This window comes from Nonomuraea sp. NPDC005501 (assembly GCF_040605905.1).
Lineage (GTDB): Bacteria > Actinomycetota > Actinomycetes > Streptosporangiales > Streptosporangiaceae > Nonomuraea.
Map to the genome: position 1 here is coordinate 1 of NZ_JBEXDT010000056.1, position 12,592 is coordinate 12,592.

At 68.3% G+C, this 12,592-nt stretch carries 11 protein-coding genes and 1 pseudogene; 7 read left to right on the forward strand and 5 right to left on the reverse strand.

Annotated features, from left to right (window positions below; genetic code table 11):
- The 5 genes and pseudogenes from ABZS51_RS25195 to ABZS51_RS25215 all read right to left on the reverse strand — a co-directional run.
- A pseudogene (locus ABZS51_RS25195) lies at positions 1 to 612 on the reverse strand (cytochrome P450); the annotation flags it as partial.
- 107 nt (positions 613 to 719) lie between these two features.
- On the reverse strand, positions 720 to 1,481 hold the full coding sequence (locus ABZS51_RS25200) for an ABC transporter permease (protein ID WP_355445536.1): 762 nt from the start codon (positions 1,479 to 1,481) through the stop codon (positions 720 to 722).
- A 9-nt stretch (positions 1,482 to 1,490) separates the two neighbouring features.
- The gene (locus ABZS51_RS25205) at positions 1,491 to 2,282 is read right to left on the reverse strand and encodes an ATP-binding cassette domain-containing protein (protein ID WP_355445539.1); all 792 of its coding nucleotides are present in this window, start codon (positions 2,280 to 2,282) and stop codon (positions 1,491 to 1,493) included.
- 452 nt (positions 2,283 to 2,734) lie between these two features.
- Positions 2,735 to 4,555, reverse strand: a complete 1,821-nt coding sequence (locus tag ABZS51_RS25210; protein ID WP_355445542.1) for an MFS transporter — start codon at positions 4,553 to 4,555, stop codon at positions 2,735 to 2,737.
- A gap of 384 nt (positions 4,556 to 4,939) precedes the next feature.
- Positions 4,940 to 5,377, reverse strand: a complete 438-nt coding sequence (locus tag ABZS51_RS25215; RefSeq protein ID WP_355445545.1) for a DUF2267 domain-containing protein — start codon at positions 5,375 to 5,377, stop codon at positions 4,940 to 4,942.
- Positions 5,378 to 5,528: 151 nt separating this feature from the next.
- On the opposite strand from ABZS51_RS25215, the gene ABZS51_RS25220 reads away from it, so the two are divergent.
- The 7 genes from ABZS51_RS25220 (at position 5,529) to ABZS51_RS25250 (ending at position 12,585) form a co-directional block, all read left to right on the forward strand.
- The gene (locus ABZS51_RS25220) at positions 5,529 to 8,108 is read left to right on the forward strand and encodes an AAA family ATPase (RefSeq protein ID WP_355445548.1); all 2,580 of its coding nucleotides are present in this window, start codon (positions 5,529 to 5,531) and stop codon (positions 8,106 to 8,108) included.
- Between the two features lie 104 nt (positions 8,109 to 8,212).
- Entirely contained in the window at positions 8,213 to 8,464 is a 252-nt protein-coding gene (locus ABZS51_RS25225; RefSeq protein ID WP_355445550.1) for an Hsp20/alpha crystallin family protein, read from the forward strand.
- A gap of 19 nt (positions 8,465 to 8,483) precedes the next feature.
- On the forward strand, positions 8,484 to 8,972 hold the full coding sequence (locus ABZS51_RS25230; protein ID WP_355445553.1) for a general stress protein: 489 nt from the start codon (positions 8,484 to 8,486) through the stop codon (positions 8,970 to 8,972).
- Positions 8,957 to 10,852, forward strand: coding sequence for a molecular chaperone DnaK (gene dnaK, locus ABZS51_RS25235; protein ID WP_355445556.1), 1,896 nt, complete (start codon positions 8,957 to 8,959; stop codon positions 10,850 to 10,852). Before ABZS51_RS25230 ends, dnaK begins: the two co-directional genes overlap by 16 nt.
- Before the next feature lies 1 nt (position 10,853).
- Positions 10,854 to 11,363, forward strand: coding sequence for a nucleotide exchange factor GrpE (locus tag ABZS51_RS25240; RefSeq protein WP_355445559.1), 510 nt, complete (start codon positions 10,854 to 10,856; stop codon positions 11,361 to 11,363).
- A complete protein-coding gene (locus ABZS51_RS25245) occupies positions 11,363 to 12,295 on the forward strand; it encodes a DnaJ C-terminal domain-containing protein (RefSeq protein WP_355445666.1) in 933 nt (310 codons plus the stop codon). Before ABZS51_RS25240 ends, ABZS51_RS25245 begins: the two co-directional genes overlap by 1 nt.
- The gene (locus ABZS51_RS25250; RefSeq protein ID WP_355445562.1) at positions 12,292 to 12,585 is read left to right on the forward strand and encodes a chaperone modulator CbpM; all 294 of its coding nucleotides are present in this window, start codon (positions 12,292 to 12,294) and stop codon (positions 12,583 to 12,585) included. Before ABZS51_RS25245 ends, ABZS51_RS25250 begins: the two co-directional genes overlap by 4 nt.
- The last annotated feature ends 7 nt before the right edge of the window (positions 12,586 to 12,592 follow it).

Consider the following 12,592-nt stretch of genomic DNA (forward strand, 5'->3'; position numbering starts at 1 on the left):
CGCCACCAGCTCGGCGAGGTACTGCTGGGTCGCGGTGTAGGCGGCGAACAGTTCCTCGTCGCCGACCTCTCCGCCGAGGAACTTGTCGATGTTGTCCTGGAAGAAGCCCCGGTCCTCGTCCGGCACTCCCAGGAGCTCACAGATCACGATGGCGGGGATGGGCTTGGCGAACGCGGTCACCAGGTCTGCCGTCGGCCCGGCCTTGTCCATGGCGTCCAGGTGGTCGGCGGTGATCTGCTCGACGCGCTCGGTGAGCAGCCGCATCCGCCGTACGGTGAACTTGCCCACCAGCGGTTTGCGATAGCGGCTGTGCTGGGGCTCGTCCATGAGGAGGAACTCGCCGGGCGGCGCCGGCGGGACCTCGATGTCGCCGTAGTCGATGGTCGGGTGGTGGCTCATGAGCTCTCTGCGGGAGCTGAACCGCGGATCGGCCAGGACCGACCGGACCAGGTCGTAGCCGGTGACCAGCCAGCCCTGGTGTCCGTCGGGGAAGGGGAAGCGGCTGATCGGGCTCTGCTCGCGGGCCTCGATCAGCTCCTTGGGCGGGTCGAAGGGACAGCCGGACTGACGCGCGGTCGGCATCGTCGGGAGGGTGTGGGGGGAGTCGGTCATGAGCATTCCTTCTCTCGCGATAAGGCGTGTTGTGTGGAGCGCGAAGGGCACGTCGTGAGGAGGGCCGCCACGCCGGCCGGGATCAAGACGGCCCCCGCCGGTGCGGCCTAGGAGATCTTGCGACGGTAGGTGTTCATGGCGAAGCCGTACGCGACGATGAGGATGCCGACGCACCAGGCCAGGGCGATCCAGATGTCGGTGCCGACCGGCTGCTGGGCGAACAGGGCACGGATGGCGTTGACGACAGAGGTCACCGGCTGGTGCTCGGCGAAGACGCGCAGCGGGCCGGGCATGGTCTCGGTGGGGACGAACGCCGAGCTGAGAAAGGGCAGGAAGATGAGCGGGTAGGAGAACGCGCTCGCGCCTTCCATGGTCTTCGCGGACAGGCCGGGGATGACGGCGATCCACGTCAAGGCCAGGGTGAACAGGATCAGGATGCCGGCGACCGAGAGCCACGCCAGCACTCCCGCCCCCGAGCGGAATCCCATGAGCAGGGCGACGAGCACGACGACCACGAGCGAGATCAGATTGGCCACCAGCGAGGTCAGCACGTGCGCCCACAGCACCGACGACCGCGCGGTCGGCATGGACTGGAATCGCTCGAAGATGCCGCCCTTCATGTCCATGAACAGCCGGTACGCCGTGTAGGCGATGCCCGAGGCGACTGTGATGAGCAGGATGCCGGGCAGCTGATAGTTCACGTACGACACAGACCCGGTGTTGATCGCGCCGCCGAACACGTACACGAACATCAGCATCATGGCGATCGGCATGATCGCGGTCGTGATGATGGTGTCGGGGCTGCGCGTGATGTGGCGCAGGGACCGTCCCAGCAGGACGGCGGTGTCGCCGAAGAAGTGCTTGCTCATCGTAGTTCCTTACGCGGTCGTAGCGGCGTTGCGGTGCTTGCTGTCGGCGCCGACGAGGGCGAGGAACACGTCCTCGAGGGTCGGCTGCTTCTCGACGTACTCGACCTTGGCGGGCGGCAGCAGCTGCTTGAGCTCGGCCAGGGTGCCGTTCACGATGATCCGGCCCTCGTGCAGGATCGCGATCCGGTCGGCGAGTTGCTCGGCCTCGTCCAGGTACTGCGTGGTGAGCAGCACCGTCGTGCCCTGAGCGGCGAGCTCCTTGACGGCCTGCCACACCTCGATACGCGCCTGGGGGTCGAGCCCGGTCGTCGGCTCGTCGAGGAAGACGACCGGCGGGTTCCCGATGAGACTCATCGCGATGTCGAGGCGGCGGCGCATGCCACCCGAATACGTCCCCACCTTCCGCGCGCCCGCCTCGGTCAGCGAGAAACGCTTCAGCAGGTCATCGGCGATCTTGCCCGGGTTCCTGAGATGCCGCAGCCGGGCGACCAGCACCAGGTTCTCCCGCCCGCTGAGGATCTCATCGACGGCCGCGAACTGTCCCGTAAGGCTGATCGACTCCCGCACGTTCGCCGGTTGCGTGGCGACGTCGAACCCATTGACCCTGGCCGTGCCCGCGTCGGCCTTGAGCAGCGTGGACAGGATCTTCACGGCCGTGGTCTTGCCCGCTCCGTTGGAGCCGAGGAGGGCGAAGATGCTGCCCCGGGTCACGGTGAAGTCCACGCCGCGCAGCACCCGCAGATCCTTGTACGACTTCTCCAGGCCATGCACCTGGATGGCCGGGGCGTGCTGTGTCGTCATACGTCCGTCCTGTCTTGTCGTCCGGTGTCTTCGCCGGCGGCGCGCGCGATGGCGCGGGTGAATCGGTTGCGTTCGCGGGTCCTGTACTGGCCGAGGGGGTAGTCGGCCATGAACGTCTCGACGAACTCACGGGTCTTCGCCGAAGAGCTACTCGGTGTTGCTGACTACTGGTACAAAGTAACACTGACTACCGCTATCTAGCAACACTGAATAGCTGGGCAATGATTCGCGACCGCCTGTGTGGGTGCGGGTGACCTGATCGCTGTTCGTGAGTGCGGAACGGTGTGAACCGGTGTCCGTTGGGTGCCGTGGTCACGGTCGCGCTCGTGGCGGCCGTCGTGTCGTCCAACGCCTCGCCTGGCAGTGGGCGAAGACTCGTCGTGCGGAAGACGGCGCGATGCCGAGCGGGGTGGCCATAGCCAAGCAGTTCGGGCGCTCTCACCGATGGGGGCTCAACGCTCCGGCTCGCCGTACCTGCCAGGGGCAAACTCCTGGACCCTCCCCTCGCGGACCGCCTGGTGCAGGGCGGCGCGGAAGCGGCCCGGTCCCCACCTGCGGCCGTGGACGTGCTCGGCGAGCGTGTCGCGATCCGCAGGGCCGTGGTGTTCCAGCGCGTGAGCCACCTCGTCGATCTCCCGATCGAGGGCTTCCTCGGCGATGGCAGCGTGCCGGCTGGCCGTCCCACTGGTGCCGATCGCGCCTGGCGAGTACAGCCTGGTCCCGGGACCTGGGCGGAAGCGTCGGGCCCCTGCGCTCTCCGAAGCCCTTCGGCGCTTGCTGCGCAGGAGAGCCCGCTCCCTGCGCTCCGCCGCCTCGCGCCTGCCCTCCATGCTCAAGCCATACTCGTGCTCGGCCCGGAGCAGGGACTCGCGCTCGGCGGGCTCCATCTGTTCTTCCTCCGCCGTCAGCGGGCGGGCGATGTTCTCCAGCGACTGCTGCTCGGCCCGGACGCCGAACAGCAACTCGGCGATGCCGCCGATGGCCATGGCCGCCGCTCCGATAAGGAACCCGATCGCCACCAGGCTCACGTTGCCGCTGTGGATGAACTGGCCGAACAGGGCCGGCCCAGTGACGCCGCCGATGGCGGTGCCGATCGCGAAGAACAGGGCGATGGCCAGGGCCCGGGTCTCCATCGGGAAGACCTCGCTCACCGTGAGGTAGGCGGAGCTCGCGCCCGCCGAGGCCACGAAGAAGGTCAGCGCGATCAGGGTCATGAACGAGCCTGTGGTCAGCGCCTTGTTCATGAGCAGCACGGCGATCAGGGCGGTCAGGGCGGCGGAGACCAGATAGGTGCCAGCGATCATCGGAATGCGGCCGACGGTGTCGAACCAGCGCCCCATGACAAGGGGACCGAGGAAGTTCCCCAGCGCGAAAACAGCCATGAAGTACGGGACGTTCCCGGACGTCACGCCGAAGAAGCCGTTCAGCAACGTCCCGAGATCGAATGTGACGGCGTTGTACAGGAACGCCTGGCCGACGAAGAGAGCCAGGCCCAGGATCATCCGGCGCGGATAGCGCTCCATGGCCACCCGGGTGATCTCGCGGAAGGGGATTGCCTTACGCTGCCGGACGGTGATCGCAGAGCCAGGAGGCGGAAGCTCCTGATGGGTCTCCGCGCGGACCTCCGCCTCGATCCGGTTCACGATCCGTTCGGCCTCCTCGGCATGCCCGTGGATGAACAGCCAGCGCGGACTCTCCGGGAGGTGTCGGCGAGTGACCATGATCGCGAGCCCGATGACGCCGCCAATGGCGAAGGCCAGCCGCCAGCCGAGGCTCGGCGAGAACAGCGGGCTGAGAAAGGCGAGCGCGGCGACGCTGCCGATGGCGGCGCCCACCCAGTAGCTGCCGTTGATGGCGAGGTCCACCCGGCCGCGGTTGCGCGCCGGGATGAGCTCGTCGATGGCCGAGTTGATCGCGGCGTACTCGCCGCCGATGCCCATCCCGGTCAGGAAGCGCATGAGGAACAGGTACCAGGGCTCGACGGCGAAGGCGGTGGCCACAGTGGCGGCCATGTAGATCCCGAGCGTGACCATGAACATCCTCTTGCGGCCGAGACGGTCGGTCAGCTGGCCGAACAGGAGAGCCCCGATACACGCTCCGGCGACGTAAATGGCCGCAGCGGTGCCGATGTCGGCGGGGTTCACCACGATGCCGCTGCCACGTTCGATCATGCGGGAGGCGACCGCGCCGACGATCGTCACCTCCAGTCCGTCGAGGATCCACACGGTTCCGAGCCCGAGGACGACCTTCCAGTGGAATCTGGCCCATGGCATGCGGTCGAGGCGGGCGGGGATATCGGTTCGAACGGTGCCAAGCCGCGCTGTGGTCATGGTCAAGGCTCCTTCACCTAACACCGACGGATGGCGGGTCGGCGCAGCCCGGGCCGTGCTGCGCTGTACGGTGGGTTACATGCTCCGCTGTCGGGTTCTCGGGCATCGGTTCCGGTTCACCAGCGAACAGGAGACGATGAGCTGGCAGTGCCAGCGAGGCTGCGAGGCAGGCGGCGCCAGACGATACGCCTCCGCCGAGGATGCCCGCCGCTACGCCGAGGCCTTCGACAAAGAGGACCGGGAGGATCTCGGCAGGCGAGCCCCCCTGGTGGGACTCATGCCGCTCCGGCTCATCCGCGCCCTGCGCCGACGGCGAAAGACTGACCGCTAGGGCAGCACCGAAGCCAGGTCCCTCGGCATGCTGGATTTCACGTCCTCCCACTCGCCATCGGTAATGTGCTTCCTGAGCGCCTGCAAAACCGTCTTGACGAGATCTTCGGTATTTTCCTGGAATTCGAAGTTCACCCCGCTTGACACGCGGTCGAGGAACTCCTCACGGTTGACCTTCACCGGAACCGCGCCCGGGCGCCAGCCGTCGTAATAGAGACCACGGATCAGCAGCGGCAGTTGGGCGGCGAGATGCGCGCTCTCCTCGACGGACAGCCGGTCGCGGAGCGCGTGAAGCACCGCCCGGAGGGCGGCGTATGATCGGTTCCGCTGCTCAGCAGACCAACCGTGCGCCTCTTCGATCTCACGCAGGACCCGGTTCGTCTTGTCCACGGTCCGGTTGAACGGCGCATAACCGGTCTCCGCCATCTCGTCCATCCCTTCGCGTTCTCCTGTGGCACTACAACCTTGGCTCCAGTCGTCCCCGGACCACATCCCCAAGCCATGTAGTGGACCGAGCGCAAAAGATCTCCACAGGCAAGGGATTCGCCGCTCCGGCGCTGGAAAGCCCTCGATTGGAGGGAACGAGATGCGGGGTCGCGAACGGGAATGGCGCCAGGTCGAGGGGCTGCTTCGCACGCTGCGACAAGGCGGGACCGGCACGCTACTCGTAGACGGTGAACCCGGGGCGGGCAAGAGCAGGCTGCTGAACGAAGCCGCCGATGTCGCTCCCCACCACGGCATCGGCCTGATCCGCGGCGGCGTGGAAGAATGGGGCGAACTCGTTTCGTGCGGCTTCCTGCTGGAGTCCCTCGACCTCCCGTTCGAGGCACGGTCCGTCGGCTCACCGACGCACCTGCTGGACCGCCTGACGAAGGCCTTCGAAGAGCGGGCCAGAGCGCCGGTGCTGGCCGTGTTCGACGACCTGCACCGGGCCGAACCGGCGACGCTGAAGATTGTCCGTGCCCTACACGACCGGCTGACGACTCGGCCCGTCGGCTGGTTGCTGAGCGGCTCGACCGCCGAGAACGACGGCCGCGCCGCCTCCCTGTTCGGTTTCCTGGAGCGGAACGGCGCCGCGCGGGTGAAGCTCGCGCCGCTCTCGCCGGAAGCCGTCGCGGAGCTGGCAACGGACCTGCTCGGGAGGCCGCCCGATCCGATGACGAGTGTGCTGGTGGCCGGTGCCGGGGGCAATCCTCTGCTGATCATCGAATTGCTCGCCGGCCTGCGCGACGAAGGCCGCCTCGACGCGTCCCGTGGTGCCATGTCACATGCCCATGTGCCCGTCCGGCTGCGAGGGGTGGTGCGACGCTGGACCGACGCCCTGAGCGGGCAGGCCCGAAGCCTGGTGGAGACCGCCGCCGTGCTCGGCGGGCCGCTGCCGATCGAGCAGGCCGCGTCGCTGCTCGGCACCACGCCGGCCGGGTTGCTCTCCGCCATCGAGGAAGTCACGGCGGCGGGCATTCTCGACGTCACCGGGCGTGGGCTCGCCTTCCGCTACGAGCTGGTCGCGAGCGTCACCGCCACATCGGTTCCTCCGCCAGTACGGGATGCACTGCTGAGCCAGTTCGGCGCTCTCACAGACCTGGAACCGGCGGGCGGCCGTTTCACCACTTCGGCCGCTGCCGTCCACGCGGCGGTCACCGGTGGACGGCTGGAGGAGGCCGAGAACATGGTCCAGGAACGTCTCGCCGACAATCGCTTCGCCCAGAACGTGGCGGAACTACGATGCCTGCTGTCGGACATCATGTACCGGACCGGCAGGGACGACGAGGCGATCCACGAGGCCGACAGTGTGCTGGCCCTCCCGGCCCGCTGGCATCACGTGCGCGACCGCGCGGTCGTGGTGAGGCTGTATGCCATGACCCGCCAGCATGACGACTACGTAGGTGCATACGCGAATGACATCATCGAGGGCGAATCCGGGGACGGTCCAACAGTCAGGGTCGCCGCGCTGACCGCCCTCGCCACGATCGAGCGGGACGAGGGCAGGCTCTCGAACGCCTTTGCGCTGGCCGAGGACGCCTGGCGGCTGGCCAGCAAGGACCGGCCGAGCGAACGCCGCTACGAATCCTGTCTCACCATCGCGGCGATGCTCATCGATGTGCGCCGCCTCGACGAGGCGCGGGCAATGCTCCAGCAGGCACGCACGGAAATGCTCGCCAATGACCATCTGGCCTGGGCGGCGGACGTCGCGGCATTGGAGGCTCGCGCCCAGTTCGCCGCAGGCCGGTTCGACGGTGCGGTCACCGCAGGGAAGATAGCTCTGAGCCTCGCCGCCGTTCACAACATGCCGCTGGCCGCCGAGGTGGCCAGCGGCGTGCTCGCCGCCGTCGCTCTCCGGCGGGGCGACCTGCGAGAAGCAATGCGACGTCTCGCGGCCCCCGCCGAGGGATCGAGCGAAGCACACGCGCGGCACGCCCTGCTGGCAGCCCAGGTCACCGAGGCGTCTGACGGCCCCCGGAGCGCGATGACCTTGCTCACGGCTCTCTCCAGCCCGCTCCAGCTGTTTTCGCTGCTCGCCATGGATTCGACGGTGAGCGCGTGGATGGTGCGGGTCGCCATGGGCGCGGGAGACCGTTCAACGGCCGAGTCCATCGTCACCACGGCGGAGGCCCTCAGCCACGCCAGCCTGGGCCTCCCGATGTTGGCCGCGTCCGCCGCGCACGCCCGGGGCCTGCTCGATGGCGATCGCGAGGCTCTCTCCCTCGCTGCCGAGCAGATCGAGGACAAATGGGCGCAGGCCTCGGCCGAGGAGGATCTCGGCATGGTGCTGAAGGCCCTCGGGGAGCAGCAGGAGGCGGTCACCAGTTTGGACCGAGCCTTGGCGATCTACGATGACATCGGATCCACCAGGGACGCGGCACGCGTGCGCCGGAGGTTGCGCGACTTGGGGGTGCGCCGCCGCCACTGGCACCACACTCAGCGGCCCGCCTCCGGCTGGGGCAGCCTCACGGAAACCGAGCATGCCGTCGCCCTGCTCGCCGTCGACGGATGGACCAACCGGCAGATCGCCGAGCAGATGTTCCTCAGCGTCCATACGGTCGCGTTCCATCTGCGGCATGTCTACCGCAAGCTGAGCATCGGCTCCCGTGTCGAGCTCACACGCCTCGCGGTGGAGCAGGAACGTGTCGGCCCCGACCGGTCGCACGATGAGAGGCAAAGCTGAGCCGCCGAAACTACACGTGTGGGGGATGTGACCGCCCAGCGCGCCGACAAGGGTCAGAGCAGTAAGTTCTGAGCCCGAACCCCCCAATCCCAGTAGGGGGACCGATGGCATTGCTGGCAATGCGCCGCAGGGGCGGCGAGACATACCCGATGCGCGAGTTTGAGGACGTCTACGGCCGGCTGGGGCAGTTGATGAACGCAGCCCTGGGAGAGTTCGCCGAGGAGGGCCCCCGCACGCTGCTCCCAGGAGAGGTTGACGCCGAACGGGTCGAGGCGCGTCTTTCCGACGGCGTGCTGACCATCACCGTTCCGAAGGCGGCGGCTGCCAAGCCCCGGCACCTCGAGGTGACCGCCTGATGCGGGGAGAGGAGGAGCCATGACCGTCGCGCCGACCGGTTCCGTCACCGCCAACAAGGAACGGCTCGCCAGTTACCCCACGTATCAAGAGGCGCAGAAGACCGTCGACTATCTGTCGGATCACGGGTTCCCCGTACACGGAACGCTGATCGTGGGCGTGGGCCTGCGCTCGGTGGAGCATGTCCTCGCGCGCATGACCTATCTCCGCGCGGCCGGCTGGGGCGCGCTCAGCGGAGCCTGGTTCGGCCTGCTCGTCGGCCTGTTCTTCGGGATCTTCTCGACCATGGCCGAGTCCCTGGTCGCCCTGATCCTGTGGGGGCTGCTGTGGGGCGCGGTCGCTGGGGCGATCTTCGGCGTTATCGCGCACGCGGCGCACGGGGGACGGCGGGACTTCGTCTCCGAGACCGGCCTGGTGGCCGACAAGTACGAGGTCCTCGTCGACTCAGAACACGCGGCCAGGGCCCATGAGCTCATTGGGAAGGCGAACGAGCAATGGCGAAAGCAGTAGGCATCGACCTCGGAACCACGAACTCGGTGATCGCCGCTACCGAGGACGGTCACCCCACCGTGCTCCCCAACGCGGAAGGGTCACGCACGACCCCGTCCGTGGTGGCGTTCACCCCTGAGGGTGAACGCCTGGTGGGCCAGCTCGCGCGACGCCAGGCCATACTGAACCCGAAGGGAACGATCTACTCATCCAAACGGTTCATCGGCCGTCGTTACGACGAGGTCGAGAGCGAGATCCACGCTGTCTCGTTCGACGTCGTCGAAGGGCCGCAGGGAGACGTCCGCTTCCAGGTCGGCGAGAAGCAGTACGCGCCGGAGGAGGTCTCGGCGCTCATCCTGCGCAAGCTGGCCGCTGACGCGGCGAAGTATCTCGGCGAGAAAGTGACCGAGGCGGTCATCACCGTACCGGCGTACTTCAACGACGCGCAACGCCAGGCCACCAAGGACGCGGGGCGCATCGCCGGCCTCGAGGTCCTGCGGATCATCAACGAGCCGACCGCCGCCGCCCTGGCGTACGGGCTGGACAAGAAGTCCAACGAGACCGTGCTCGTCTTCGACCTGGGCGGCGGTACGTTCGACGTCAGCATCCTGGACATCGGCGAGGGGGTCGTCGAGGTCCGCGCCACCTCCGGCGACGGGCATCTCGGCGGCGACGACTTCGACCGCAGGATCGTCGATCATCTGGCTGACGAGTTCCAGCGAGACCAGGGCATCGACCTGCGCAAGGACCCGCAGGCGCTGCAGCGCCTCTTCGAGGCGGCCGAGAAGGCCAAGGTCGAGCTGTCGTCGGTGACCCAGACCACGGTCAGCCTGCCGTTCATCACGGCGGACGCCTCCGGACCCAAGCACCTCAACACCACGCTCATGCGGTCCACCTTCGAGCAGATCACCGCCGACCTCGTCGAACGCTGCATCCATCCCGTCGAGCAGGCGATGGAGGACGCCAAGCTCAGGCCCGCGGACATCGACGAGGTCATCCTCGTCGGCGGATCCACGCGGATCCCCGCCGTCCAGAGCCTCGTCCGCAGGCTCACCGGGGGCAAGGACCCCAACATGACGGTGAATCCGGACGAGGTGGTCGCCATCGGAGCGGCGATCCAGGCGAGCATCATCAAGGGCGAGGTGCAGGACGTCGTGCTGCTCGACGTCACGCCGCTCTCACTCGGTGTCGAGACCCTCGGCGGGCTCATGACCAAGGTCATCGAGCGCAACACCACCATCCCGGCCCGCCGGACCGAGACGTTCTCCACGGCGGAGGACAACCAGAGCGCCGTGGACATCGTGATTCTGCAGGGTGAGCGGGAGCGCGCCGCCGACAACCGGGTGCTCGGGCGCTTCCGGCTGGAGAACATCCGGCCCGCGCCGCGAGGGGTGCCGCAGATCGAGGTGACCTTCGACATCGACGCCAACGGCATTCTCAACGTTTCCGCCCGGGACAAGGACACCGGGGCCGAGCAGCGGATCACCATCAGTGAGAGCTCCAACCTGGGCAAGTCGGAGATCGAGCGGATGGTCGCGGACGCCGAGCAGCACCGTGACGAGGACACTCGGCTCCGGGAGACCATCGACGCGCGGAACGAGCTGGACTCGGTCGCCTACCAGGTGGAGCGCCGGCTACAGGAGCTCGGCGACGGCGTACCCGTGCACGAGAAGGCACGTGCGGAGCAGCTCGTCGGGGACGCCCGCCAGGCGCTCAAGGAAGAGGCGCCGATCGACCGGCTGCGGGCGCTCAGCGCCGAGCTCCAGCAGGTGTACCAGGGACTCGGCGCCAGTGTCCGGCCGGATACGCCTGAGGTGCCGCCTGATGTCCGGGCGGAAGGCGCCCCCGGCGCCGACGACGACGTGATCGACGCGGAGTTCACCACCTCGGAGCCCGATTGACATGCACGAGAACGTACCCGAGGGCCGGAGGGAGCCCCCTGAGGAGGCCGCCGCCGCGTCCGCGGAGACGGACGCCAAACTCGCGGAGCTGGAGGACCGATGGCTGCGCGCCGTCGCCGACCTGGACAACCTCCGCAAGCGGATCGCCCGCGACAACGAGCGGCTGCGGGCCGAGGAACGCGCCAGGGTCGCCGCCGCGTGGCTGCCCGTCCTGGACAATCTCGAGCTCGCGCTGAGCCATGCGGGCGACGGCGACGGCGACGCGAAGGCGGTGCTCGACGGTGTGCGAGCGGTGCGCGATCAGGCCGTCTCCGTCCTGGCCAGCCTGGGCTACCCGCGATATGACGAGACGGGGGTGATGTTCGATCCGGCGCGCCACGAGGCGGTGGCAGCCGTCGAACGGACCGATGTCGAGCCTGGCACCGTCGTGGAGGTGCTGCGGCCCGGCTATGGCGAGGGCGAGCGGCAGCTGAGGCCCGCAAGAGTCGCCGTCGCGAAGAAGGCGGAGTGATGGCCGCACGGCGGGACTTCTACGAGGTACTCGGCGTGGACAGGAATGCCGACGCCGACGAGATCCAGCGCGCCTATCGCAAGCTCGTGCGCGCCTACCACCCGGACGTCAACAAAGATCCGGGGGCAGAGGACAAGTTCAAAGAGATCTCGGAGGCCTACGCTGTGCTTTCTGACCCCGAGCAGCGTCGCCGCTACGACGCCTTCGGCCACGACTTCCGCCAGGTCCCGCCCGACGTGGACCCCGCGGACTACGCTCGCGCCCGCGCAGGCACGCGCGCCGGATCGGGTGGCACATGGCGGTCGGCGCCTGACCAGGGCGTTGATTTCGGCGCGGACCTTGACCTGGACGACCTGCTCAGCGGCATGTTCGGCGGCCGTGGCAGGCGACGCTGGGGCCCGGTGCCGGGCGCAGACCAGGAGGCGCAGCTCACGCTGACCGTCGAGGAGGCCTACCGCGGCGGCCGTCGCACCATCACACTCCCCGATGGCAGGCGGCTGGACGTCACGATCCCGCCCGGGGTCACGAACGGGCAGCGCATCAGGCTCGCCGGGCAGGGCGGGCGAGGAGGCGATGGAGCGCCGGCAGGCGATCTGCACATGATCGTGCGGATCGCCGACCATCCCCGGTATCGCGTGGAGGGCCGCGACATCCACACCACCCTGCCGCTCGCTCCCTGGGAGGCGGCACTGGGAGCCACGGTGCCCATCGACACGCCAGGCGGCGAGGCGAAGCTGACAGTGCCACCGGGCACGTCCAGCGGCCGTCGCCTGCGCTTGCGAGGGCGCGGCATGCGCAACCCGAGTGGCCCCGCGGGCGACTTCTTCGCCGAAGTCCGGATCATGGTGCCGGCCAAGCTCACCGACACGGAGCGACGCCTGTTCGAACAGCTCGCCTCCGCATCGCGGTTCGACCCGAGGAGGCGCTCGTGATCTACGCACTCGTACGCCCGTCCCGGCTGGACCTCGACTCCTACGCGCGGGCCACGGGGCTGCACCCGGAGATCGTCCGTCGGTTGGTGACCCTCGGACTGCTGGAACCCGACAGGGACGCCAGAGGGGAGCTGTGTTTCGCTCCCTCCAAGGTCACGGCGGCCGCCCGCATTCAGCGGCTGCACGAGGGCCTGTCCATCAACTACGCCGCGATCGGTGTGGTGATCGACCTCCTCGATCGGATCGCGGAGCTCGAAGCCGCCCTGCGCGGCCGTTTGCCACGACGCTAGGGAGACT